The 24272-nt window shown below is 45.2% G+C and carries 21 protein-coding genes, 1 tRNA gene and 1 other RNA gene; 15 read left to right on the top strand and 8 right to left on the bottom strand.

The window, feature by feature from the left end:
- Nucleotides 1–19: 19 nt before the first annotated feature.
- Together nusB and ACO0K8_RS03905 are read left to right on the top strand one after the other, a co-directional pair.
- The gene (nusB, locus tag ACO0K8_RS03910; protein WP_422945305.1) at nucleotides 20–484 is read left to right on the top strand and encodes a transcription antitermination factor NusB; all 465 of its coding nucleotides are present in this window, start codon (nucleotides 20–22) and stop codon (nucleotides 482–484) included.
- 98 nt (nucleotides 485–582) lie between these two features.
- Complete coding sequence (locus ACO0K8_RS03905) at nucleotides 583–1755, top strand: pyridoxal phosphate-dependent aminotransferase (protein ID WP_422945304.1); 1173 nt, start codon at nucleotides 583–585, stop codon at nucleotides 1753–1755.
- A gap of 88 nt (nucleotides 1756–1843) precedes the next feature.
- On the opposite strand, the gene ACO0K8_RS03900 is transcribed toward ACO0K8_RS03905, so the two are convergent.
- Entirely contained in the window at nucleotides 1844–2230 is a 387-nt protein-coding gene (locus ACO0K8_RS03900; protein ID WP_422945303.1) for a DUF3224 domain-containing protein, read from the bottom strand.
- A gap of 316 nt (nucleotides 2231–2546) precedes the next feature.
- On the opposite strand from ACO0K8_RS03900, the gene ACO0K8_RS03895 reads away from it, so the two are divergent.
- Nucleotides 2547–3482 (top strand): LysR substrate-binding domain-containing protein, encoded by a 936-nt coding sequence (locus ACO0K8_RS03895; RefSeq protein WP_422945853.1) that lies wholly within the window; start codon nucleotides 2547–2549, stop codon nucleotides 3480–3482.
- Nucleotides 3483–3564: 82 nt separating this feature from the next.
- On the opposite strand, the gene ACO0K8_RS03890 is transcribed toward ACO0K8_RS03895, so the two are convergent.
- Complete coding sequence (locus tag ACO0K8_RS03890) at nucleotides 3565–4404, bottom strand: transglycosylase SLT domain-containing protein (protein WP_422945852.1); 840 nt, start codon at nucleotides 4402–4404, stop codon at nucleotides 3565–3567.
- Between the two features lie 602 nt (nucleotides 4405–5006).
- Here ACO0K8_RS03890 and ubiD point away from each other — a divergent pair.
- From ubiD to ACO0K8_RS03875, 3 genes are all read left to right on the top strand, one after another.
- Nucleotides 5007–6491, top strand: a complete 1485-nt coding sequence (gene ubiD, locus ACO0K8_RS03885; RefSeq protein WP_422945302.1) for a 4-hydroxy-3-polyprenylbenzoate decarboxylase — start codon at nucleotides 5007–5009, stop codon at nucleotides 6489–6491.
- A gap of 74 nt (nucleotides 6492–6565) precedes the next feature.
- Nucleotides 6566–6664, top strand: an RNA gene (gene ffs / locus ACO0K8_RS03880) — signal recognition particle sRNA small type.
- Between the two features lie 110 nt (nucleotides 6665–6774).
- Nucleotides 6775–7746: a patatin-like phospholipase family protein gene (locus tag ACO0K8_RS03875; protein WP_422945301.1), complete on the top strand. Its 972-nt coding sequence runs from the start codon at nucleotides 6775–6777 to the stop codon at nucleotides 7744–7746.
- 65 nt (nucleotides 7747–7811) lie between these two features.
- Here ACO0K8_RS03875 and ACO0K8_RS03870 read toward each other — a convergent pair whose 3' ends face one another.
- Nucleotides 7812–8339 (bottom strand): C40 family peptidase, encoded by a 528-nt coding sequence (locus ACO0K8_RS03870; RefSeq protein ID WP_422945300.1) that lies wholly within the window; start codon nucleotides 8337–8339, stop codon nucleotides 7812–7814.
- A 386-nt stretch (nucleotides 8340–8725) separates the two neighbouring features.
- Between ACO0K8_RS03870 and carA the strand changes: the two genes are divergently transcribed.
- The 3 genes from carA to greA all read left to right on the top strand — a co-directional run bounded on the left by carA (nucleotide 8726) and on the right by greA (nucleotide 13762).
- The gene (gene carA / locus ACO0K8_RS03865) at nucleotides 8726–9892 is read left to right on the top strand and encodes a glutamine-hydrolyzing carbamoyl-phosphate synthase small subunit (RefSeq protein ID WP_422945851.1); all 1167 of its coding nucleotides are present in this window, start codon (nucleotides 8726–8728) and stop codon (nucleotides 9890–9892) included.
- Nucleotides 9885–13103 carry a carbamoyl-phosphate synthase large subunit gene (gene carB / locus ACO0K8_RS03860; RefSeq protein WP_422945299.1) on the top strand — a complete coding sequence of 1073 codons (3219 nt, stop codon included), beginning with the start codon at nucleotides 9885–9887 and terminating at the stop codon, nucleotides 13101–13103. The genes carA and carB overlap by 8 nt, the downstream gene beginning before the upstream one ends.
- A 182-nt stretch (nucleotides 13104–13285) precedes the next feature.
- Nucleotides 13286–13762 (top strand): transcription elongation factor GreA, encoded by a 477-nt coding sequence (greA, locus tag ACO0K8_RS03855; RefSeq protein ID WP_126129344.1) that lies wholly within the window; start codon nucleotides 13286–13288, stop codon nucleotides 13760–13762.
- A 58-nt stretch (nucleotides 13763–13820) separates the two neighbouring features.
- Here the strand turns inward: greA and ACO0K8_RS03850 are convergent, their stop codons facing one another.
- Entirely contained in the window at nucleotides 13821–14297 is a 477-nt protein-coding gene (locus tag ACO0K8_RS03850) for a YhbY family RNA-binding protein (RefSeq protein ID WP_126129345.1), read from the bottom strand.
- A 32-nt stretch (nucleotides 14298–14329) separates the two neighbouring features.
- On the opposite strand from ACO0K8_RS03850, the gene ACO0K8_RS03845 reads away from it, so the two are divergent.
- The 5 genes from ACO0K8_RS03845 to ACO0K8_RS03825 all read left to right on the top strand — a co-directional run bounded on the left by ACO0K8_RS03845 (nucleotide 14330) and on the right by ACO0K8_RS03825 (nucleotide 19560).
- Nucleotides 14330–14968, top strand: a complete 639-nt coding sequence (locus ACO0K8_RS03845; protein WP_422945298.1) for an RlmE family RNA methyltransferase — start codon at nucleotides 14330–14332, stop codon at nucleotides 14966–14968.
- Between the two features lie 137 nt (nucleotides 14969–15105).
- Entirely contained in the window at nucleotides 15106–16995 is a 1890-nt protein-coding gene (ftsH, locus tag ACO0K8_RS03840) for an ATP-dependent zinc metalloprotease FtsH (RefSeq protein WP_422945297.1), read from the top strand.
- A gap of 78 nt (nucleotides 16996–17073) precedes the next feature.
- On the top strand, nucleotides 17074–17916 hold the full coding sequence (gene folP, locus ACO0K8_RS03835) for a dihydropteroate synthase (protein WP_422945296.1): 843 nt from the start codon (nucleotides 17074–17076) through the stop codon (nucleotides 17914–17916).
- Between the two features lie 17 nt (nucleotides 17917–17933).
- On the top strand, nucleotides 17934–19283 hold the full coding sequence (gene glmM, locus ACO0K8_RS03830) for a phosphoglucosamine mutase (RefSeq protein WP_422945295.1): 1350 nt from the start codon (nucleotides 17934–17936) through the stop codon (nucleotides 19281–19283).
- A gap of 200 nt (nucleotides 19284–19483) precedes the next feature.
- Nucleotides 19484–19560 (top strand) — tRNA-Arg (locus tag ACO0K8_RS03825).
- Between the two features lie 92 nt (nucleotides 19561–19652).
- Here the strand turns inward: ACO0K8_RS03825 and ACO0K8_RS03820 are convergent.
- The 4 genes from ACO0K8_RS03820 to wrbA are packed head-to-tail and all read right to left on the bottom strand — an operon-like array spanning nucleotide 19653 to nucleotide 22555.
- A complete protein-coding gene (locus tag ACO0K8_RS03820) occupies nucleotides 19653–20123 on the bottom strand; it encodes a DUF4124 domain-containing protein (protein ID WP_422945294.1) in 471 nt (156 codons plus the stop codon).
- A gap of 7 nt (nucleotides 20124–20130) precedes the next feature.
- Complete coding sequence (locus tag ACO0K8_RS03815; protein ID WP_422945293.1) at nucleotides 20131–21537, bottom strand: FAD-binding oxidoreductase; 1407 nt, start codon at nucleotides 21535–21537, stop codon at nucleotides 20131–20133.
- 23 nt (nucleotides 21538–21560) lie between these two features.
- A complete protein-coding gene (locus ACO0K8_RS03810; protein WP_422945292.1) occupies nucleotides 21561–21953 on the bottom strand; it encodes a DUF2069 domain-containing protein in 393 nt (130 codons plus the stop codon).
- Nucleotides 21950–22555, bottom strand: coding sequence for an NAD(P)H:quinone oxidoreductase (wrbA, locus tag ACO0K8_RS03805; protein WP_422945291.1), 606 nt, complete (start codon nucleotides 22553–22555; stop codon nucleotides 21950–21952). The genes ACO0K8_RS03810 and wrbA overlap by 4 nt, the downstream gene beginning before the upstream one ends.
- 267 nt (nucleotides 22556–22822) lie before the next feature.
- Between wrbA and ACO0K8_RS03800 the strand changes: the two genes are divergently transcribed.
- Nucleotides 22823–24106 carry a YihY family inner membrane protein gene (locus ACO0K8_RS03800; protein ID WP_422945290.1) on the top strand — a complete coding sequence of 428 codons (1284 nt, stop codon included), beginning with the start codon at nucleotides 22823–22825 and terminating at the stop codon, nucleotides 24104–24106.
- Nucleotides 24107–24272 lie beyond the last annotated feature (166 nt).

Below are 24272 nucleotides of genomic sequence, written 5' to 3'. Positions count from 1 at the left end.
ACTTTTGCAAGAGAAAATAATGACAAGTAAAACAGTACACGCCAATCCGACCAAAAGTCGCTCGCCTAGACATCGCGCCCGTGAATTCGCCTTACAGGGACTCTATCAATGGCTACTCAATAATGAAGTGGCTGGTTCTATTGATGCGCACATTCGCGAAGCGCATGGCTTTGATAAAGCTGATCGGGATCATTTCAATTCTTTATTGCATGGCGCAATTAATCAGTCCGTACAATTAAGGGAGGAAATCGCTCCTTTAATCGATCGCTCTATCGCTGAGTTATCTCCCGTAGAGCATGCTGCCTTGTTGATAGGTGCATTTGAATTAAAGAATCACATTGAAATTCCTTATCGTGTCGTTATCAACGAGGCGGTTGAATTGACCAAATCTTTTGGCGGTTTAGATGGACATAAATATGTGAATGGCGTGTTGGATAAGTTAGCTGCAAAATTACGCGTCAATGAAGTGAGTGCAAAGAAATAAGTACGATGATTCCGCATGTTTGTTATCGCAGTTGTAGACGCTGAACATATTATTCGCCTTATTTTTTAATGAAAATAAGGCGTTTTTTTTGGAAAAACATGAACAAAAATCTGGCGTCGCGCCTAGTGAATATAGCTCCTTTCCATGTAATGGAGCTCGCAAAAATGGCAGCTGAATTGGAAAAGCAAGGTCGCAATATCATTCACATGGGAATAGGTGAACCTGATTTTACGGCCCCTCAAGTAGTTATTGATGCTGCAACTCAGGCGATGCAAAATGGCAATTTACAATACACTTCCGCTCTCGGACTTCCTGAGTTGCGTGCGGCCATTTCAGATTATTATCTTAAATACTACCAACTCACGGTGCCGAGTAGTCGCATTATAGTAACAGCAGGAGCTTCTGCCGCACTCTTATTAGCATGCGCGGCTTTGGTGGAGCCGGGAGCAGAAGTATTAATGCCAGACCCGTGTTACCCATGCAATCGGCATTTTGTTGCTGCTTTTGAAGGGACTCCGCACCTGGTCGAATGCGGACCTGAAGTTGGTTTTCAATTGACAGATGAAATGGTGCAAAAGCATTGGACAAGACTTAGTAAGGGTGTTTTACTCGCTTCCCCATCCAATCCCACTGGCACCTCAATTCCACGTGCAGAATTGGCGAAAATTATTGCCACGGTTAAAGCAAAACAAGGTTTTACTATCGTAGATGAAATTTATCAAGGATTGACATATAACGACGAAACCTTCTCTGCATTGTCGCTAGATGATGAAGTTGTGGTCATCAATAGCTTCAGCAAATTTTTTAATATGACAGGTTGGCGCCTCGGCTGGTTGGTCGTGCCTGAAAGTATCGTTCCGCAGATAGAAAAACTCGCGCAGAATTTGTTCATATGCCCATCGACCGTAGCTCAATATGCAGCACTTGCCTGTTTCTCAGATGCTACGATGAGCATCTACGAACATAGAAAGGCTGAATTTTTGCGCCGCCGTGATTATATTGTGCCAGCATTAAAGAGTCTAGGATTTGAAGTTCCAGTAACACCGGACGGAGCATTTTATGTTTACGCTGATTGCTCGCGTTTTTCTGACGATGCAGATCAATTCACCAAAGACCTTTTGGAAAAAGCAGGTGTTGTGATCGTGCCGGGACTAGATTTTGGTCCTTACACTGCACGTAAATATGTCAGGATCTCTTATGCGACCTCAATGGAGAATTTGCAGGAGGCTGTGCTTAGAATTAAAAATTATTTAATGACAGCTGTAATTTGATGAGAAATACAGAGAATTGTCGATGCAATATTGATCATGCTCGTGCGCGTTAGTCTCTGCTTGAGTTGAAATGCTTGATGGCGGGGTGCTATTCGAAAGTATATTCTAATAGCACTTGGGACGATTGCTCAGTACCACCGTCCCAAGTAGTGCAGCCATGGCCTCGTATGCCAGTAAGGTCCCCAGTTCCAGAGCCAAAGAGAACATTTAGTGTGGTTTCGTAACGCCCGGCCTTGATCGACCCGACATGTTGCAAAATAAAACCGCCAGTGCGACTGCCAATGCGACCAGACAAGTATTCTAATCCGACAAAGGTCGCGGTGTTTGCACTGGGTGCATAAGTCAGACACTCAAATCGCGCTTCGGCATCAATATCCCCAATATATCGATGGCTCACTAATGAACGGGTTAGACCTGTGTTTTGATCGAACTTTTCGTCCATACCTTTAAGTTTTACAGTTCCGAATGCCAGCATATTGTCCCTTGATTGATAAAAACCGAATCTCGTAAAAATTACGCGAACCAAATACCTTTTGGGAGATAAATTCACGCAAAGCTTTCACCTTATGGGTTTTGCTGCAGGCAACATGCACTGTCAATTAGAGACTCCACAGAACGAGACTCTATTTCAACGTTATTGTTCGCAACAAGATTGTTTAACTCAGCGCTATTTCGGATATCAGGCTTTGCGTCCAATCTGCATGCACAATATTCAATTTACCATATCATGTCCACTCACAATTTCATATGCTCCATGTGAATTTGTTATAGACTTACTTTCGTCAGAGTGGGTGCTGCCAACAAATATATCGAATGGATACAAATTGATACAATTTAGACAAATTGAAGCATTTCGCTGTCTCATGGTAGCGGGGACTAGCGTCGGTGCCGCGAGAAAAATGAATATTACGCAACCGGCAATTAGTCGTTTGATAGCGGATTTGGAGTCGGCTTTAGGATTTCGTCTTTTTAATCGCGCCAAAGGGCGTTTGGAACCGACAATTGCAGGGGTTCGGTTTTATCGCTCAGTTGAAGAAAACTTCCTGGGATTAGAACGATTAAGCCAAGTCGCCATCAATATTCGCAACGAAGCTCCGGAGGGGATAACAATTGCTTGTCTCCCCGTACTTTCAAGCACGATACTACCTCTAATTTTGAAAGAATTTTTCAAAATGCATGCGGATGTCCCTGTGACTGTTGATAGTAGTAGCGGTCCAGAGATCTTGGTGCGATTGCAGGATATGAAAGTTGATATGGCAATTTGCCTATCTTTTCCGCCGCTGGCAGGAATTGAAGTGGAAACAATTATGCAAATGAATGTCATGTGCGCAATGCCAGAAGGGCATAAACTCTCGAAAAAGGCGGTGATCACTCCCTTAGACTTAGATGGCGAGAATATGATAGGTTGGGTTCCCATTACGTCGCAAGGTTACAAAGAGGAGCTTAGTGCATTGGATCAGGCCGGCAGTCATCCACGGCATGTTGTTAAGACGCACACTTCTCATACACGTTATGCGATGGTTGCGAATGGTTTGGGTGTTTCTATTGTTGAACCATTCGCCGCAAAAATTTGGCGCCAGAATGGTGTTGTTGTCAGGCCGTTCTTAAGTGACATTAGCTACGAATATGTATTAGCTTATCCAGGAGGGGGAATTCGTTCTGAACTCATGCATGATTTTCGAGACTCAGTAATTAAGGTAGCAAAGACTTACGATTTTGGTTTTTAGGATTGCCAATACTTGATTTTTGCTGTTTATTGAAAAAACTCCAACGCAATGGTTACGCAAGAGGTTCTTAAGTGTGCAATCCCTAAAGACGCGCTACTTGCTCCTGCATCCTTCGTTCCGGAGCAATTTTCTTATTATCCACGTTATTTGTTTTGACATCGGTCTCAATTTCTATTGCTCGAATCTGTGGTTGTGCAATAGAGGGTGTAACAAAAGTCGGAACGTTCTTGCCTGTCGCGACATCTTTAAGTCGACGATATTCAGCCAACACTCTCGATCCGTAACCTGCGTCATTATCAAAGGCGGCAGCGCCGACGTACATCTTTAAGCCAGCCTCCACAGAACCGCCACGTGTTACATAGTCTTTTAATATTAATGCGCCGACTCTAATGTTCGCTACTGGATTAAGCGCCGCCTTAATTCCACCCATGTCCTCGAATTTTTCATGGTGGATCTTTGACATCACTTGCATCAGACCCTGCGCTCCAACAGGGCTTTCAGCGAATGGATTTAGCCCAGACTCAATTGCCATTACTGAGAGAATTAATAGTGGGTCTAGTTTTATTTCTTTGGCTGTCAAATAGGCGGCAGAAACAAGCATATTGCTAGCATCGTTCGCAACTCTATAACGCTTAGCCAACCAGTTGGTCACCCAAAGTTGCTGTTTTTGACTGCCAAGTGCCTTAGTCTCTTCTGGGCGTAGTTCGTTGATAGCGTTGGTATCGGCTATTTGGGTTTGCGCTAGTTGTTGAGGCGTCGCCATTAGTAGCGATAAATTTGGGGCACTTGACTCATCAGCTATTTGCTCTGATACGGATGGAGTCAGAGCGTAAGGCGACAAGTTTTTGAATTTTTCGGTCAAATCGGGCTTGATGAACATCATCGTGAGTAGAAAAATTGCGATGATCCCTAATGACATCATAACGCGATGCAGAAACGAAAAAACATGTCTTTTGGTGAATGGAGTTGTAGTGAGTATTTCACTACGCTCGTCAGTGTATACCAGTTGATTGTGTTGTGGTACTGAAGCTAAATTTTGAACCATATTACCTCCTGAATCTTTGTGAAGCACACAACGTTCTCTCAAAAGAAAATTGCGTATACTTAACTTCAGCAAATCAGATATTTAGTTTTTGTCGCAATCACGATGCAAAAACGTCGGAATTATTTATTTTTTTTGCGAAGACTTTGATATGTCACGCTGTCGTATAAATAAATTTTTCGGGTGAAGGCAGACGCCTTATGAAATCTAACCTTAGAATGTTATATGGGACCCGATTCCCGTGAATGATGTTACCTTTTGGCATCGCTCTTTTTGTTTAAAAGCTACGGAAGTTCTATACCTCTTCATCAAGTTGGGCGAATTGTAGGTGTGCTTTTATATCACGTCAACACTATAAAAGTGACTCCATATTACTTTTGGATCTCATTACGCATTTTGCAGTGCAATAAAATTTAATGAAATCAAGTACTTACCCGACTTAATTGTATTAATAAGTCAACAATGAAAAAAAGTGAAATAACATGAAATATTCTGACTTGAGAGATTTTATTTCTCAGCTTCAACAAAAAAACGAATTAAAACAAGTAGTTAGGCCTACTTCAACATATTTGGAAATGACTGAAATATGCGATAGAACCTTAAGGTTGGAGGGGCCCGCCATCCTATTTATAAATCCAGTCGGACATTCAATTCCCGTACTTGGCAACTTATTTGGAACGACTAAGCGCGTAGCGATGGGTATGGGCGCCAACGATATTAGTGAATTGCGCCGTATTGGGCACGTCCTTTCATCGCTTAAAGAGCCCGAGCCGCCAAAAGACTTCAAAGACATCTTGGGTTTAGGCTCGTTGGTCAAAGCAGTTTGGGATATGGCACCCAAAGAAGTTAGAAGTGCTGCTTGCCAGGAGATTGTGTGGGAGGGTAATGATGTTGATTTATCCCGTCTGCCAATTCAGCATTGCTGGCCCGGTGATATTGCTCCTTTAATCACCTGGGGTTTAGTGATAACGAAGGGGCCGCATAAAAAACGTCAGAATCTAGGTATTTACAGACAGCAAGTTCTAGGACGCAACAAAGTTATTATGCGTTGGCTAGCGCATCGTGGCGGCGCTTTGGATTTTCGAGAGCATGGAATAGTAAATAAGGGTAAAGCTTATCCCATTGCTGTCGCGCTTGGCGCGGATCCAGCAACGATCCTAGGGGCTGTAACACCGGTGCCAGATAACCTGTCTGAATATCAATTCGCTGGCTTATTGCGAGGTAGTCGCACTGAGTTGGTAAAAGCTATAGGAAGTGATTTGCGAATTCCCGCCTCCGCTGAAATTGTCTTGGAGGGGCATATCTACCCCGATGAAAAGCATCCAAGCGGTTATGAGCATGCAGTGGAGGGACCCTACGGAGATCATACGGGGTATTACAATGAACAGGATAGCTTCCCGGTCTTTACTATAGATAGGATTACCATGCGCAGAGATCCAATCTATCATTCGACATATACCGGAAAACCTCCCGATGAGCCGGCGGTGCTTGGTGTGGCGCTTAATGAGGTTTTTATTCCTTTATTGCAAAAACAATTTTCAGAAATTTTGGATTTTTATTTGCCGCCCGAAGGTTGTAGTTACCGTATGGCGATAGTGCAAATAAAGAAATCCTATGCTGGACATGCCAAACGTGTGATGTTTGGGGTATGGAGTTTTTTACGTCAATTCATGTATACAAAATTCATTATTGTTGTTGATGAAGATATTAATATTAGGGATTGGAAGGAGGTGATTTGGGCGATCACAACTCGAGTCGACCCTTTGCGCGACACTACCCTTATCGATAGCACCCCGATTGATTACTTAGATTTTGCATCTCCCGTTAGTGGCTTGGGCAGCAAGATGGGTCTAGATGCGACAAATAAATGGCCTGGTGAAACTAACCGTGAGTGGGGGCGCGCGATAGAGATGACGCCAGACGTTCGTTCCAGAGTCGACTCTATATGGCAGGAATTAGGTTTATAGAGAGCGGAGGCATGCGGCGGCTTTAATTTTGGAAATATGCCACGAGTGCAATTTGATGCGCTATAATTGCACCTGGCGGGCCCCTGCGCATTGCGGCGTGGCCAATCTGGTCAGATCGGGAACGAAGCAGCCACAGTCATTTCCCGTAAGTGCCGCAGATCAGGCTCGCCTCCTTTCTTAGTAGTTCAACTGTCCTAGTTGATCTTTATTAATTTTTTTTGCAATCTAAATCCTATTACTATTGATATCTTAGTTCTAGAACTAGGACTCGAACGTGTCGTTTATGACTTCGTTATTGGTAATAATTGCCCTTCCAAGAAATATGCCCTCAAAATTCAAAAAAATCGCGCGAAGGAACTTGATTAAGTTAATTCCTGCGGCTATTTGCCTGTCGTTAACTGCTTGCCTTAGTACCGCTCCAGTAGCGCCTGCGGTGCTTGCTTTGCCTGTCGTTAAACCGATAAAAACAATACGGATAGGCCTCGCTCTCGGGGGGGGCGCCGCACGTGGATTTGCACATATAGGAGTGATTAAAGCACTGGAGTCTCAAGGGATAATACCGGATATTATTGTTGGCACTAGCGCGGGCAGTGTTGTTGGCGCAATGTATGCGGCAGGTAATAACGGGTTCGCTTTGCAGAAACTTGCTTTGGAAATGGATGAGGCCGCTATCTCAGATTGGTCTGTGCCTCTATTTTCAAAAACAAGTGGCGTGCTAAAGGGCGATGCCTTGCAAGCCTATGTAAATAAAATGGTTCTGCAGATGCCTATAGAGAGGCTTAAAAAGCCGTTTGGCGCGGTCGCGACTGACTTAAATACAGGGCAACCAATTCTATTTAAAAGGGGAAATACTGGTTTGGCTGTGCGCGCATCATCATCGGTGCCGGGCGTATTTCAGCCGGTTAGGATAAATGAAAAACAATATGTAGATGGAGGTTTGGTCTCTCCTGTGCCGGTAATGTTCGCGAGAGAAATGGGTGCTGATTTAGTGATCGCAGTAAATATATCATCCCAGCCCGAAGTGCAAACGGCCGCTAGTTCACTGGATGTTTTATTGCAAACATTCACAATAATGGGGCAACGTTTAAATTATTTTGAATTAAAAAGTGCTGATATTGTCATTAAGCCAGAATTGCTTGGAATGAAGGGAGGGGATTTTGCAGGGCGAAATCTAGCAATTTTAGCTGGGGAGCGTGCTGCGATGGCAAACATGGTAGAGCTTAAGCAGAAAATTCGCGCAATGCAAGAGCGGTGATTTGATTGTTTGACTTGAATTAAAATTAATTGAGATGTTTTTATGTATTACAGATTGCGTCTCAATTAATCATTAATGCGCCTGCCGCCATTAAATCGTTTTTTCCAGTAAGCTATATCCATACTTTCTACGCGAACTTGCCCACCTGCGGAGGGCGAATGGATAAATTTATTATCACCTAGATAAATGCCTACATGGGAAAATCCTTTGCGTAGGGTATTGTAGAAAACTAAATCGCCTGGCTGCAAGTCCTTTGCTTCAATATGCTCGCCAATTTTACTGATCTCCTGAGCTGTTCTAGGTAGTTCGGCACCCAAGGCATCTTTAAAAACTAGTCTTACAAATCCACTACAATCGAGCCCATTTTCTGGCGTGCTACCACCTCTTTTATAACGTATTCCAAGCAAATCTAAAGCTTTTACGGTTAGATCGGATGCTCTATCGCGCAATTCATTTAATTTTATGAATGCGGTCGACGACTCGGGAAATGGATTTTCCGTGGCGTGGCTTTGTGAGTAAATGCAGAATTGAAATAATGCAATAATTAAAGCGAAACGAATTTTTTTGGAGCATCTTGAGGCGCGTATTAGCATCTTTATACCCGATTAAAAAACTCGACAACTGTAAGCGATCTATATCCGAATGTAAACTTTTTCGATCTAAATCGTATGCGGCAAATTTTTATATGACGGGCGTTGCATGAGGGGAGGGGTTGTTAATTCGTGTACGATCAAAATTTCTATTGCCTAGTTGTTAGATGAAAAACGAGTGTTTTCTAGCTTGATCGTTTGCCAGTATGGGTGTTTTACGCTACAATTCTAGGGTTTAGCTAATTCATAATCCGCTGTAGCGCATACTAATATCCACATCACTCCTTTGATCGTTTCTTTTGCTACGCAGACGGCTCAGCGTGGGTTTTGATCGAGATCATTCGGTGCGGCGCACAGCGGTAACACTACAGGAGTTACCCTTGCTGCCCATTCCGCAGTCCCTACGTTCTAATTCAGATAACATCGCAATTCTTGCCCTCGCTGACGGCACGATATTTACAGGTGTATCGATAGGCGCTACTGGTCACACCATTGGTGAGGTCGTTTTCAATACTTCTATGACTGGATACCAGGAAATTTTAACTGATCCAAGTTATAGCTCGCAAATTGTTACTCTGACCTACCCACATATAGGCAATACTGGAGTCAATTCAGAGGATGTCGAGTCAGATAAAATTCATGCTGCAGGTTTGGTAATTAAGGATCTGCCCCTGCTAGTCTCGAATTTCCGCTCTACACAGCCTTTGGATGAATATCTTAAATCTCAAAATATTGTTGCTATCGCTGGAATTGATACGCGGAAGTTGACACGAATTTTGCGTGAAAAAGGTGCTCAGAACGGTGCAATTCTTGTTGGTGCCGATGCCGAAAAAGCGATTGCTTTGGCTAAGTCATTTTCTGGTATATCTGGAATGGATCTTGCAAAAGTTGTCTCAACCTCCAAACAGTACGTCTGGTCTGAAACTGAATGGGCTTTAGGTTCTGGGTATGGACTTGCAGTTAATCCCAAGTTTCACGTCGTTGCATTTGACTTTGGTGTTAAACGTAATATTTTGCGCATGCTAGCACAGCGAGGTTGCCATGTGACAGTGCTGCCCGCCCAATCGACTGCCGCTGACGTACTTGCATTAAATCCTGATGGAGTTTTTCTATCAAATGGGCCAGGTGATCCTGCGCCTTGCGAATACGCAATCGAAGCGACAAAAGAATTGATCGAGAAGGGCATTCCAACATTTGGTATCTGTCTTGGGCATCAAATTATGGCGCTCGCTTCTGGAGCTAAAACATTGAAAATGAAATTTGGGCATCATGGAGCGAATCATCCTGTTCAGGATCTAGATAGCAAACAAGTCCTAATTACCTCACAAAATCATGGTTTTGCAGTTGATGCAAATTCATTGCCGGCAAATTGCCGAGTGACTCATGTGTCGCTTTTCGATGGATCCCTGCAAGGGTTTACACGTACGGACAAACCAGCGTTTTGCTTTCAGGGACACCCAGAGGCATCCCCGGGCCCAACCGATATTGCTTATTTGTTTGACCGCTTCACTGCATTAATGGCTCAGGCACAAATGAAGGAAAATACAAATGCCTAAACGTAGCGATATAAAAAGTATATTAATTATTGGTGCCGGTCCGATTATTATCGGACAAGCTTGTGAATTTGATTATTCTGGCGCTCAAGCCTGTAAGGCTTTGCGCGAAGAGGGCTATAAAGTTATTTTAGTAAACAGTAATCCGGCAACTATCATGACTGATCCGGAGATGGCTGATGTAACGTATATTGAACCTATAACGTGGCAAGTGTTGGAGCGTATCCTGGATAAAGAACGTCCAGATGCGATTTTACCAACTATGGGTGGGCAAACGGCACTTAATTGTGCTTTAGATTTGCATAAGCATGGCGTGTTAGCTAAATACGGCTGCGAATTAATTGGAGCCTCACCTGAAGCGATTGATAAAGCAGAAGATCGCTCCAAGTTTAAAGATGCAATGACGAAAATCGGACTCGGCTCCGCTCGTTCAGGTGTCGCGCATAGTATGGACGAGTCGTGGGCCGTACAGAAGACACTGGGCTTTCCAACCATTATTCGCCCTTCGTTTACTATGGGCGGAACTGGTGGCGGTATTGCTTATAACGAAGAAGAATTCGAGACTATCTGTAAGCGCGGACTAGAAGCCTCTCCAACCAATGAACTATTAATTGAAGAGTCATTGATCGGTTGGAAAGAGTACGAAATGGAAGTGGTACGCGATAAAGCGGATAATTGCATTATCGTATGTTCGATTGAAAATCTGGATCCTATGGGGGTGCATACTGGTGACTCCATCACCGTAGCACCTGCTCAGACATTGACCGACAAAGAGTATCAAATCATGCGTAATGCCTCAGTGGCAGTGTTGCGTGAAATTGGTGTTGATACCGGCGGTTCTAATGTCCAGTTTTCTATTAATCCAGTTGATGGTCGTATGATCGTTATTGAGATGAATCCGCGTGTGTCGCGTTCGTCTGCACTCGCCTCGAAAGCTACTGGCTTCCCTATCGCAAAAATTGCGGCAAAATTGGCGGTAGGTTTTACTCTTGACGAATTACGCAATGAAATTACAGGTGGCGCCACTCCTGCGTCATTCGAACCTTCGATAGACTACGTTGTTACAAAAATTCCTCGTTTTACTTTTGAGAAGTTTCCACAGGCTGACAATCGTCTGACAACGCAAATGAAATCGGTAGGCGAGGTGATGGCGATTGGCCGTACGTTCCAAGAGTCCTTCCAAAAAGCATTACGCGGCTTAGAAGTTGGAGTTGACGGCATGAACGAAAAAACCCAAGACCGCGAGATTTTGGAGCGTGAATTGGGTGAGCCAGGTCCTGATCGTATTTGGTATGTTGGTGATGCTTTTGCACATGGATTTACTCTTGATGAAGTGCATGCGTTAACACATATTGATCCTTGGTTCCTCGCGCAAATTAAAGATTTAATCGATATCGAATTATGGTTGGATACGCAGACTCTCGATGCTATTGATAAAGATGTACTGTTAAAATTGAAGAAGAAGGGGTTTGCAGATCGTCGACTGGCAAAGCTTTTGAAGACTACAGATACCGCTGTTCGAGAAAAACGCAGAGCCTTGAATATTCGCCCTGTATATAAGCGAGTAGATACTTGTGCCGCGGAATTTTCTACTAAAACCGCATATATGTATTCGACTTATGAGGATGAGTGTGAGTCTGCACCTACCAATAAGAAGAAAATCATGGTCTTGGGTGGCGGCCCTAATCGTATCGGACAAGGTATTGAATTCGATTACTGTTGTGTGCATGCGGCATTTGCAATGCGTGAGGATGGCTATGAGACGATTATGGTTAACTGCAATCCTGAAACTGTTTCGACCGATTACGATACTTCAGATCGCCTGTATTTTGAACCGCTAACGCTCGAAGACGTATTGGAAATTGTCGATTTAGAGAAGCCTGTTGGTGTAATTGTGCAATACGGAGGACAGACGCCGTTAAAGTTAGCACTAGAACTGGAAGCTAATGGCGTGCCAATTATTGGTACTTCGCCAGATATGATAGATGCTGCGGAAGATCGCGAGCGTTTCCAAAAAATGCTACATGAGTTAGGTTTGCGTCAACCACCGAATCGTACAGCTCGAACTGAGGCGGATGCCCTTATGCTGGCTCAGGAAATTGGTTATCCTTTGGTAGTTCGCCCGTCATATGTACTTGGTGGACGTGCAATGGAGATCGTCCATGAACAGCGTGATTTAGAGCGGTACATGCGTGAAGCGGTAAAGGTCTCGCATGACTCCCCTGTCTTGTTGGATAGATTTTTGAATGACGCTATTGAAGTAGATGTCGATTGCTTGTCCGATGGAAATCGTACTTTCATCGGTGGGGTTATGGAGCATATCGAACAGGCAGGTGTTCATTCCGGCGACTCTGCGTGCTCTTTACCTCCTTATTCGTTAAAGCAAGAAACTATAGACGAATTAAAGCGTCAAACTTCATTGATGGCAAAAGGCCTAAATGTAGTTGGTTTAATGAATGTTCAGTTTGCAATCCAGCAACAAGACGGTCAAGATGTTGTGTTCGTTTTGGAAGTAAATCCTCGTGCATCACGAACGGTGCCTTTTGTTTCCAAAGTGACCGGTTTGCAATTGGCAAAGATAGCCGCCCGGTGTATGGTTGGCCAATCTCTGGATTCGCAAGGAATTTTCAAGGAAGTTATTCCTTCGTATTTTAGCGTGAAAGAAGCTGTATTCCCATTTGTGAAATTTCCTGGTGTTGATACGATTCTTGGCCCGGAAATGAAATCAACCGGCGAAGTTATGGGGGTTGGCAAGACATTTGGCGAGGCGTTTGTGAAGTCTCAGTTGGGTGCCGGCATCAAATTACCGAAAGCTGGAAAGGTTTTCCTTAGTGTTAAAGCGGCTGATAAGCCACGTGCTGTAAAAATCGCACAAGACCTAGTGGATATGGGATTTGGGTTGGTTGCTACCAAGGGTACGGCTGCCGCGATCGTCGCTTCAGGCGTTCCTTGTGCCACGATCAATAAAGTGGCAGAAGGGCGCCCGCATGTCGTCGATATCATAAAAAATCGTGAAATCGCCTTGGTGATTAATACGGTAGAAGAAAAGCGTAATGCGATTAATGATTCTCGTGCAATTCGTGTTTCTTCATTAGCCGCTGGCGCAACGACATATACGACAATTGCCGGGGCTGAAGCTGCTGTAGAGGGTATGCGTCATTTAAATGAATTACATGTCTATGATTTACAAGGACTACATAAAACCTTACACTGAGTAGCTAATTAAGCTTCATTAGAGGGGCCACAGAAAGTCGCAGCGATGCTGGGATTCATGTGGCCCCGCTATTTTTAGCTATTTTCCAAGCTATACGCACGTAAAACACAGAGATATTTTCGGTAGGTCAGTGAAATATTTTTATTTGCAGATTACAGTCAACCTTATTTTAAGTTAAAGCTATGAGTACAGTACCTCTTACCAAGTTCGGAGCAGAATTGCTCAAGCAGGAATTACATAGACTCAAAACCAAAGAGCGTCCTGAAGTCATTAGTGCCATTGCTGAAGCAAGGGCGCAAGGTGATTTATCTGAGAATGCAGAATATGATGCTGCTAAAGAGCGCCAGAGTTTTATAGAGGGGCGCATTGCAGATATTGATGGTAAATTAAGCGCGGCCCAGATAATTGACCCTACGACACTTGATGCTGAGGGGCGAGTGGTATTCGGTGCGACAGTACATCTTGAGGACCTGGAAACCGATCAAAAAGTGAGTTATCAGATTGTCGGCGAGGACGAGGCTGATATAAAAGAACGTAAGGTATCAATTACTTCACCTATTGCCCGTGCTTTGATTGGTAAGTATGCAGGTGATGTCGTTGGTGTGCAGGCGCCAGCAGGTGTGCGCGAATACGAAGTTCTCGACGTTCAGTATATTTAATTCGCTATGCAGTGATAACTTAGAGGGAATGATGTTTGCACATCATTCCCTCTAAGTTTTAAGAGTTGCCTAAAGCAGATTTTTTTGCGCTACTTTGACGAGGTTTGGCGCGCTTGATATTGCCGCCTTGAGTGACACGTTCGTTTCCTTTAACCATTACTTTCGATACGGACGGCTTCTTGGTGCCACTGGCGCTTGGTTTCACGATAGTAACTTCGCGCATGCCTTTACCTTTTTTAATTAATTTAGTTTCTTTTTCGCCTTCTAATTTTGGACGATAGATTACTAATAATTTACCGATATGTTGAATCGGAGCTGCCTCTAATGAGCTACAAATGGTATCGTACATTGCAACACGTGCTTCACGATCGTCACCAAAGACACGGACCTTGATTAAACCGTGCGAGTTCAAGCCGGCATCGATTTCTTTCAAGACCGCTGGAGAAAGACCAGCTTCACCAATCAGTACGATGGGTTTGAGCGCATGAGCTTCAGAACGTAATTCGCTACGTTCTGCGGGCGTGAGTTTTGACATATAAATTCCTTTAAAAGCAGTATTTTACGCTAATGGCCAAAAATAAATTCAATCAAAATTGGGTGCATGACCACATAAATGATCCTTATGTGAAATTAGCACAAAAAGAAGGCTACCGCGCCAGAGCAGTTTACAAGTTAAAAGAGATTGATGAGTCTGAAAAACTTATAAAACCAGGCCAGATTATCGTCGACCTGGGAGCCACGCCCGGCAGTTGGTCTCAGTACGCCAGAGGTAAGCTTGCTGGCAAAGAAGGCGGAGGGATACTTGGTGAAATCTTTGCGCTAGACTTGTTGGCGATGGATCCTATCGCCGATGTTCAATTTTTACAAGGTGATTTCGGTGAACAAGAGGTGCTGGATAAATTGGAGGCGCAACTACGTGGGCGCAAAGTCGATCTTGTTTTATCGGATATGGCACCCAATCTATCAGGTAACTCGCATGTCGATGCTGCAAGGATAGAAAATATTATTGAATTGGCAGTGACATTTGCCAAGGCGCACCTTAAACCGAATGGTGCTTTGTTAGTGAAGTGTTTTCATGGTCCAAGTTACAATAACATTGTAGATTTGTTTAAAAGTGAGTTTAAAACTGTTGTAAATAAAAAACCCAAAGCAAGCAAAGACAAATCTTCTGAGATTTTTTTGCTTGGAAAATGCTTAAAAAGTTAAATAATTGGGTTTGACCTCTTGATAATCATCAACATAGGCAACATATCTTGTCTAGTAAGCTCTACCCAATACGGGTAGAATGATCGTCTACGTGTGCAAGGCAATTCGTACGTTTCTCGTATGTCCAAGGAGTTCTCGTGAACAATATGTTTTCTAAAGCAGCCATTTGGGTAGTTATAGCCCTAGTGCTTTTTATGGTATTTAAACAATTCGATGGCCGCGGTTTAAGTTCCGGTGCTACTTCTATGCCTTATTCTGAATTTTTGGATGAGGTAAGGGCAAAGCACATCAAAGAGGCGACTATCGATGATGCAAATCGTACTGTGGTTGCGACCACACTTGAAGGTAAAAAAATACGTTCGCAGTTGACTATTTTCGATCGAGGCTTGGTTGGCGATTTAGTTAATAATGGCATTAAGTTTGATAACAAGCCGCCTGAGGAGCAATCTTTTTTATCTCAAGTCTTCATCTCTTGGTTTCCTATGCTCTTGCTGATCGGTGTTTGGGTGTTTTTTATGCGCCAAATGCAAGGTGGCGGTAAAGGCGGAGCTTTTTCATTTGGAAAATCCAAAGCACGTATGCTTGACGACACTAACAATAATGTCACTTTTGCAGATGTCGCGGGCTGCGATGAAGCCAAAGAAGAAGTCACTGAGATCGTCGAGTTTTTACGTGATCCCACCAAATTTCAAAAATTAGGTGGACGAATTCCACGTGGTGTTTTGATGGTAGGCCCTCCAGGTACTGGTAAAACGCTGTTGGCACGCGCTATTGCTGGTGAGGCTAAAGTGCCGTTCTTCACCATTGCGGGATCTGATTTTGTTGAAATGTTTGTAGGTGTAGGCGCATCGCGCGTTCGAGATATGTTCGATAATGCGAAAAAGCATTCACCATGTATTATTTTCATCGATGAAATTGACGCAGTTGGACGCCACCGCGGTGCTGGTATGGGCGGTGGAAATGATGAGCGTGAACAAACATTGAATCAAATGTTGGTTGAAATGGACGGCTTTGAGCCAAATTCTGGTGTAATTGTAGTCGCAGCGACTAACCGCGCCGATGTCCTTGATAAGGCATTGTTGCGCCCAGGTCGATTCGACAGACAGGTCACTGTTGGTTTGCCAGATATACGTGGTCGTGAACAAATTTTGAACGTGCATATGCGTAAAGTGCCCATTGCTCCTGACGTTAAGGCAGATATTTTGGCGCGTGGCACCCCAGGTTTTTCCGGTGCAGACTTGGCAAATTTGGTCAATGAATCCGCATTGTTCGCAGCCCGTCGCAATAAGCGTTTGGTTGAAATGCAAGATTTTGAGGACGCAAAAGACAAGATTTACATGGGACCTGAGCGCAAATCGATGGTAATGCGCGAAGACGAGCGAAAAAATACGGCTTATCACGAATCTGGTCACGCTGTAGTTGCAAAACTTTTACCTAAGGCAGATCCTGTACATAAAGTAACTATTATGCCGCGTGGGAACGCCTTGGGATTGACATGGCAATTACCTGAGCATGATCAAATTAGCGGCTATAAAGACAAGATGTTGGAGGAAATTTCGATCTTGTTTGGTGGGCGGATTGCGGAAGAATTGTTCGTAGGGCAGATGTCAACTGGCGCCTCGAATGACTTTTCGCGTGCAACTAAATTAGCAAGATCAATGGTGACACGCTTTGGTATGTCGGATAGTTTAGGCGTGATGGTATATGAAGATAGTCAGCAAGATGGCTATTTTGGTGGGGCCTCAAAAACTATTTCAGAAGCCACACAGCAAAAAGTTGATGCAGAGATTCGTTCAATTTTGGATGCGCAGTATGCGATTTCCCGTCAGTTATTAGAGCAAAATCGTGACAAGGTCGAAGCTATGACCAAGGCATTATTAGATTGGGAAACGATAGATGCCGATCAAATCAATGACATCATGAGTGGTGTAGATCCGAGACCGCCAAAGGCTGGGCAGACTACTCAAAAGTCCACAAACGATGGTAAATCTGGCGGAGTGACGCCGAGCGCAACTGCTCCGGCATGACTCTATTAAGAAACACGTTCTCTGATTAATTATTTAGTTAAAAAGGGTGAGGAGTAATCCTCGCCCTTCTTTTTATTTATGAATACATTTTTTGAGTGTGGACGTTATCGCTTTGTGCTGGATGCTGTCGACAGCAAACCCTTAGTGATGGGCATTCTTAACGTTACACCTGACTCTTTTTCAGACGGTGGCAATTACCGTTTCCTTGACGATGCGATTTCTCGTGCTGAGCAAATGATTGCCGATGGTGTCGATATCATTGATATTGGCGGTGAGTCGACCCGGCCCGGCGCTTCAAGCGTCTCTGTAGATGAAGAATTACACCGAGTAATGCCAGTCATTTTTGCTTTGCGTGACTGTGGTAAGGCGATTTCTATTGACACCTATAAGCCAGAAGTGATGCGCGAAGCAATCATTGCAGGGGTCGATATGATCAACGATGTACGTGGATTTTCTTCGCACGAGGCTAGGCAAGAGGTTGCACATGCCGATGTTGGTTTATGTGTCATGCACATGCAAAATTTGCCGCTTAATATGCAGTTTGCACCAGCATATGACAACGTCAATGATGAAGTCACAGGCTACTTTTTACAGCGACTCGCAGAATTAGATGCCGTTGGAGTGGCGCGAACGAGAGTTTGCCTGGATCCGGGTTTTGGTTTTGGCAAAACCTTAGAACATAATATCTCGATGATGCGGCACCTTAGTGTGTTTCAAGATACTTTTGGCGCACCCATCTTGGTTGGTGTGTCGCGTAAAAGCATGATAGGTGACATTGTAGGGCGCCCAGTTGAACAGCGCCTGGCAGGTAGTCTGGCTGCGGCACTGTGGGCGGTAAATCAAGGCGCCAAGCTATTACGGGTACATGACGTGGCCGAAACGGTGGACGCTATTAAGGTTTGGCAGAAAATATTAAATTAGACGAACTAGGAAAAAAAATGACAAGAAAATATTTTGGAACTGATGGCATACGCGGGAAAGTTGGCGTCTATCCGATTACACCTGATTTTGTGATGCGACTGGGTTACGCGGCAGGAAAGGTGCTCGCAAACGCCGATAGCTTTGCAGGCAAGCGTCCGACCGTATTGATTGGGAAAGATACGCGCGTTTCTGGTTACATGCTAGAGGCTTCATTAGAGGCGGGTTTTGCAGCGGCGGGTGTCGATGTCATGCTATCCGGACCTATGCCAACGCCTGCAGTCGCTTATCTGACTAGAGCCTTGCGCCTGTCGGCGGGCGTAGTTATATCGGCTTCGCATAATCCGTATGAGGACAACGGCATCAAATTTTTTTCCGCACAGGGAAATAAACTTCCAGATGAGGTCGAGCTGGCGATTGAAGCCGAACTCGAAAAGGCGATGGAGTGCGTTAGTTCAGAAAATTTGGGCAAGGCACATCGTTTGCGTGATGCCAATGGGCGCTACATAGAATTTTGCAAGAGTACCTACCCAAATGAATTGGACTTACGCGGACTCAAAATCGTTGTCGATTGCGCGCATGGAGCTGCCTACGACATTGCCCCTCATGTCTTTCATGAACTCGGCGCCGAGGTCATTGCGATCGGTAATCAGCCAAATGGATTCAATATTAACGACAAGGTGGGTGCCACATCTCCGGATGCCTTGGCGCTGGCCGTCAGGGCGAATCATGCTGATCTCGGAATAGCCTTGGACGGTGATGCCGATCGCCTGTTAATGGTGGATAGGAACGGGAAAATTTATGATGGCGATCAATTGCTATATCTGATGGTGATTGATAGATTGGCGATAGGACCAGTTCCCGGTGTGGTCGGCACTTTAATGACAAACATGGCGGTTGAAATCGCCTTTAAAGATTTGGGAGTTGGCTTCACTCGGGCAAAAGTTGGGGATCGCTATGTGCTCGAACAAATGCGTGAACGCGGTTGGTTGTTGGGGGGCGAGGGCTCCGGTCATTTGCTCTGCTTGGATAAACATAGCACCGGTGACGGCATCGTCTCTGCACTGCAGGTGTTGTCCGCTCTGCGTCGCAACGATAAGACCTTAGACCAATGTTTTGAGAATTTAAAATTATTCCCTCAGGTGTTGATTAATGTCAGAGTCGAGCCAGGCTTTGATTGGCAAACAAATGAAGCTCTTTTAACTGAAAAAAATCGGGTTGAGGCTGAACTGGCGGGCCAAGGCCGTGTCTTGATTCGTGCTTCTGGCACAGAGCCTTTGATACGCGTGATGGTCGAAACTGCAGACGCTGCGACCGCAAATTCGCTAGCTAGACGCTTGGCTGATTGTATTCCCTCGAAACAGAGATAATATTTCGCCGTACGCCTGTTTCAACCTTGAAATGGGCGGCGATAACATGTACTATTCAGCCTTCTGTTTTTTGCGTCATACGTTCGGTGTGGCGCGGATATGAAAGAAAGTATGGCTCGCTTTTTATTAGCATTAAGTGATAGAAAGTAAGGTCTGCTTTTTTAACTATCCTGCTAATTTTAAGCATCAAACAGATCTATGCGTCGGTAGCTCAGCTGGATAGAGCAATGCCCTTCTAAGGCATGGGTCGGGGGTTCGAGCCCCTCCCGACGCACCAGAATACGAGTTAGGTATAAAAGTGAGTTATAGGCTTGGGCTTATAACTCACTTTTTATTTGTACTGTATGTCCGCGACTCGCTTCTTCGCCTTTATCCGCCACTAGATTTACACTGCATCTCGGCCTTTTCGTTAGCTTTTTTTAGTTTTGTTTTTGCCTTTGTCATAGTTTTTGCAGTGGCATTTGCAAGGTCGTCTTTTGCCCATTTTGCACTGAGTTGTAGCGATGCACATTTCTGCCTATTTTTTTCGTTTTTAGCAGAAATTTTACGCATTTCTTTTTCAAGTTTTTCTTCTTCTTTCTTGCGTGTGCTGAGTATTTTATTTAGTTCAGCCTTCTGTTTTTCACTCGCCTTGACTGCCTGCTGATAGTCTTTATCAGAAATATTGTTGCTACTCCTATGTACGGACTGGACCGCAGCATCCGGGCAGCGCGTCTGAGAATAAGTGCTGACACCGCTCTCTACACATTTATAGGTCTCTGCTGATGCGGGCGCGACTAAACTGAATAGGTTGATATGGGTAATAACGATGCTGAGGCAAATCCAAGGTTTTCGTTTCATGGGATTCTCAAATCACTTTTCCGGGGTTCATCAATTGATGTGGATCCAGCGCGGTTTTAATCGACTGCATTAGTCGCATCTCTAAAGGGGATTTATACACGAGCAGTTCCTCTTTCTTCAGTGTGCCTATGCCATGTTCCGCAGATATAGATCCATGATGCAGGTGTACGCTATCATGCACAATACGATTGACTGCGGCTTGCTCCAGCAGAAAATCGCTGTCTAGCTGATCGACTGGTGGCGAGACGTTATAGTGTAAATTGCCATCGCCCAAATGTCCGAAGCTAAGCATGCGGCAGCCAGGAAACGCAGTCTGCAAGAGCGCATCTGTTTGTGAAATAAATTCCCCTATCTGCGAAACAGGAAGTGAAATATCGTGTTTGATATTTTTTCCCTCGCGCGCTTGCGCGCTCGAGATTAGCTCGCGCATTTTCCAAATAGAGGTCGATTGGCTTAGTGAATTGGCGATCACTACATCGATAATTAATCCGGACTGCAGCGCGGCTTCTAGCGCGAACTCAAGCTGGGAGTAGGTATGCTCTTGTGTCTCAGCACTAGCGAGTTCAAGCAGCACATACTGAGGATACGAGGACTCAAATATCTTGGGTAGCTCTGCAAAATGCTTATATACCAGATGCAGGCAAAAATCAGAAAACAACTCAAAGCCAGTCAGGCTTGCGCCAGTGTGATCTTGCACGTGACTTAATAGCTTCAAGGCCGCATTCACATCGGCGAGCGCGACCAAGGCAGTGACTTCACTCTTAGGTATTGGAAATAACTTAATCACGGCAGCAGTGATGATACCCAAAGTACCCTCGGCACCAATATATAAATCCCGCAAATCGTAACCGGTATTGTCTTTTCGAAGGCCCCGTAATCCGTTCCATATCTCGCCAGTTGCAGTCACCACTTCCAGTCCCAGGCAGAGTTCACGCGCATTACCGTAACGCAGTACTGCGGTGCCGCCGGCATTGGTGGACAGGTTGCCGCCTATGGTGCAAGATCCTTCAGAGGCTAGCGACAGAGGGTATAAGCGACCCGCCTGCTGAGCCGCTCCCTGCACCTCTGCTAACAAGCATCCAGCCTCTACCGTCATCGTATTATTGCTAGTGTCTACGCTTCTAATGCGATTGAGTCGCCTCAAAGATAGCACCACACAGGTGCCGCTCTGATCGGGAATACTCCCCAAGACCAAGCCAGTGTTACCACCTTGCGGCACGATGCCGATTTGATGCTCAGCGCAGAGTTTCACCAACGCAGCGACTTCTTCAGTGTTGGATGGTATCAGTATCGCGAGCGCTTTCCCCACTTCGCGCTGGCGCCAGTCACTCACATAAGTTTGCATTTCATCTTGCTTGCTAAGGACATGCTTAGCACCGATGGTTTGCTGGCAAAGTGTCAAAAATAGGGACATAGCTTAGGTTTTCGGAAGGTCTGTCAATCTGTTGTTTGACTGGCTGTTTTTGCGGCCGCTTTCGCAGCTCTTTTATACGGTCGCAAGTAGGAGATACTACTAAAAAAGAAAACTACCGACAATGCTATCTCTATCCAGGCCAAAAAATTTGACATCGGTAAGATGTCACTACGCGCACGCACCACACCTTCAGTAAAGTACAAGAGGATGAACATCGACGACCATTGCAAAGTATAGATCTGACGCTTCAAAATGCCTCTTAACGGAAACAGCAGAGGTATGACTTTTAGTAGCATCCAAGAGCCACCCGGGCGCAGTGGCACCAAAACGGATTCCCATAAGAGCACTAAAATAATCAGGGCTATCAAGCTGCCACACGCCAGCCAATAAAGTAAGTCTTGTTTCGATTCGTTCATGATTTTTTTTGTAGTTGTTGCGCGGTTTCTGCCAAACGTCGGCCCATTGCAATCGCCAGCTTTCGACTCTCATCAGTGATTGCAAGGTTGCCGTCGATGCCAGACCAATGAGTGGCGCCGTAAGGGCTGCCGCCGCTGCTGGTACTCATCAACTCGGGCTGGCTATAAGGCAGGCCCATGATGAGCATGCCATGGTGTAGCAAGGGCAGCATCATTGATAATAGCGTTGATTCCTGGCCGCCGTGCAAGCTACCGGTAGAGGTAAACAAACAGGCCGGTTTGCCCGCTAAAGTGCCGGACAGCCAATCGGTCGCGGTGCCATCCCAAAAATACTTCATGGCTGCCGCCATATTACCGAAGCGCGTCGGTGATCCCAATGCCAATCCGGCGCACTCAGCCAAATCACTGAGCTCTACATACGGAGCGCCATTAACTGGAATCTCTGGCTCGGTGGCATGCGTGACGCTGCTCACGGCAGGCACGGTGCGCAATCTGGCATCGCATCCTGCGACGCTCTCTATTCCTTGAGCGATCAGTTCGGCCATACGGCGGGTGCTACCGTGACGTGAGTAATATAAAACGAGTAGGGTGATGGTGGGCATAAATAATTGTCTGAGCCAAAATTTTTAATGAATCAAATGGCTGCTACGAAAGGAAACTCCAAGACGCTATTATAGGTCGGATTAATGCCCTGACACCCGATCGCCAGATCATGCTTATATGAAACGCGATAGATTTGATTGCGGTTACCAGGTTTACTGAATTAATCGGCCCAGTCTCTCGAAAATAGTTAAGAGAACAAGCAAGTCCATTACAATGTGGGCTTGCACGTTCAGACTAGTTTTGATAAGAGATTGAGTAAAATTTTTATGCGCGGATTATCTTGGTCGCAAATCAGTAACCTGTTTTGGTTTGCCTTGGGCCGTCTGAAAGAAGGGCGTTTGCCGCAGGTCGCTGGTAGCCTCACATTTACCACGGTGCTGGCACTGGTACCGATTCTCACGATTGCCCTGGCAATTTTTACCGCTTTTCCCTTGTTTAATAATTTCAGGACTACTTTAGAAGCCTATTTTATTCAAAGTCTGATACCTAAGGGTATCTCAAACACGGTGATGGGCTACCTGACACAGTTTGCCACCAAGGCAACCCGACTTTCGGCGATCGGAGGTGTCGCTTTAATGGTGACCGCGGTCACCACTTTGTCGATGATAGATCGCTCCTTTAATCAGATCTGGCACGTAAAACGCAGCCGCGCGATAGTGCAAAGAATCTTGGTATATTGGGCCATCGTCACCTTGGGTCCATTGCTAATTGGAATTTCATTGAGCGCGACCTCCTACTTATTTTCCGCGACCAGCGGTGTGGTTGGCTCTGTGCCATTGTTGGGTGCGGTTTTTTATACCTTAGTGTCGATATTTTTTACTACCGGCGCATTCACCTTGCTGTATCTGTCCGTACCAAATCGTAGTGTAGATTGGCGCGACGCTGCCTGGGGCGGACTATTTGCAGCAGTCGCATTCGAAATTTCCAAGCGTTTGTTTGCGATCTTCGTAACCCGTTTTCCGACCTACACCATGATTTATGGGGCACTTGCGGCTATTCCAATTTTCTTAATCTGGATTTATCTGTCGTGGTTGATTACCTTGATCGGCGCGGTCATCGCAGCCTCACTGCCTATCGTTAAGTTTGAGCGCTGGTGGCATGTTCCTACGCCGGGCAGCGCCTTTGAAGACGCGGTGGCAGTCTTGAAAGTATTAATTCTTGCCAGAAATGGTAGCACTGGCGCGACCGTTGATCTTGCCAGTATACGGATACAAACACGCTTTGGACTGGATGAAATTGAGGGGCTATTAGAGCAAATGCTGGAGGCCGACTGGGTAGCGAAAGTCACGCCCGATCATTCGGCGAAATCCAAGAGGCCGTGGTGGAATAAGATGGACGCGGGCGCTGATCGCTGGATCTTTACTGCCGATCCAGGCAGTTTAAAACTTTCCGACGTATATCGCTTGTTTGTCTTTGATATTGCCGACGCCAGCGGTTTAAGAAACTTAGTCAGCCGTGTCATTGACAATGGCTTGAGCGAAAATCTCGCTGCGTATTTTTCTGAAAAAATACCTGACCCAAAAACCTTGCTAACATCGCCAGCTAGCTAAGGCAAACTAGCGCAGCGCATTGCTCTCAGTAGAGAAATAGTAGCTACGCGCTGACGCAGTATCCATGCGGGTTTGCGGCATGCATGGCCTGCGAGGCGCATGGAATATGCGCACTGGGCTGAGGGTAATTTGATTTCATCCCAAGCTATGCGGAGTAGCAAGAGAG

Origin of the sequence: Undibacterium sp. Ren11W (assembly GCF_049340485.1) — a bacterium.
Lineage (GTDB): Bacteria > Pseudomonadota > Gammaproteobacteria > Burkholderiales > Burkholderiaceae_D > Undibacterium.
Note: the sequence above shows the minus strand (reverse complement) of the source record. Positions and strands in the feature narration are given on the sequence as shown.

Excerpts from the sequence above, each read along its gene's own strand:
- nusB (WP_422945305.1), top strand. The coding sequence starts at position 20 with ATGACAAGTAAAACAGTACACGCCAATCCGACCAAAAGTCGCTCGCCT.
- ACO0K8_RS03905 (WP_422945304.1), top strand. The coding sequence starts at position 583 with ATGAACAAAAATCTGGCGTCGCGCCTAGTGAATATAGCTCCTTTCCAT.
- ACO0K8_RS03900 (WP_422945303.1), bottom strand. The coding sequence starts at position 2,230 with ATGCTGGCATTCGGAACTGTAAAACTTAAAGGTATGGACGAAAAGTTC.
- ACO0K8_RS03890 (WP_422945852.1), bottom strand. The coding sequence starts at position 4,404 with ATGATGTCATTAGGGATCATCGCAATTTTTCTACTCACGATGATGTTC.
- ubiD (WP_422945302.1), top strand. The coding sequence starts at position 5,007 with ATGAAATATTCTGACTTGAGAGATTTTATTTCTCAGCTTCAACAAAAA.
- ACO0K8_RS03875 (WP_422945301.1), top strand. The coding sequence starts at position 6,775 with ATGACTTCGTTATTGGTAATAATTGCCCTTCCAAGAAATATGCCCTCA.
- ACO0K8_RS03870 (WP_422945300.1), bottom strand. The coding sequence starts at position 8,339 with ATGCTAATACGCGCCTCAAGATGCTCCAAAAAAATTCGTTTCGCTTTA.
- carB (WP_422945299.1), top strand. The coding sequence starts at position 9,885 with ATGCCTAAACGTAGCGATATAAAAAGTATATTAATTATTGGTGCCGGT.
- greA (WP_126129344.1), top strand. The coding sequence starts at position 13,286 with ATGAGTACAGTACCTCTTACCAAGTTCGGAGCAGAATTGCTCAAGCAG.
- ACO0K8_RS03850 (WP_126129345.1), bottom strand. The coding sequence starts at position 14,297 with ATGTCAAAACTCACGCCCGCAGAACGTAGCGAATTACGTTCTGAAGCT.
- ACO0K8_RS03845 (WP_422945298.1), top strand. The coding sequence starts at position 14,330 with ATGGCCAAAAATAAATTCAATCAAAATTGGGTGCATGACCACATAAAT.
- folP (WP_422945296.1), top strand. The coding sequence starts at position 17,074 with ATGAATACATTTTTTGAGTGTGGACGTTATCGCTTTGTGCTGGATGCT.
- glmM (WP_422945295.1), top strand. The coding sequence starts at position 17,934 with ATGACAAGAAAATATTTTGGAACTGATGGCATACGCGGGAAAGTTGGC.
- ACO0K8_RS03820 (WP_422945294.1), bottom strand. The coding sequence starts at position 20,123 with ATGAAACGAAAACCTTGGATTTGCCTCAGCATCGTTATTACCCATATC.
- ACO0K8_RS03815 (WP_422945293.1), bottom strand. The coding sequence starts at position 21,537 with ATGTCCCTATTTTTGACACTTTGCCAGCAAACCATCGGTGCTAAGCAT.
- ACO0K8_RS03810 (WP_422945292.1), bottom strand. The coding sequence starts at position 21,953 with ATGAACGAATCGAAACAAGACTTACTTTATTGGCTGGCGTGTGGCAGC.
- wrbA (WP_422945291.1), bottom strand. The coding sequence starts at position 22,555 with ATGCCCACCATCACCCTACTCGTTTTATATTACTCACGTCACGGTAGC.
- ACO0K8_RS03800 (WP_422945290.1), top strand. The coding sequence starts at position 22,823 with ATGCGCGGATTATCTTGGTCGCAAATCAGTAACCTGTTTTGGTTTGCC.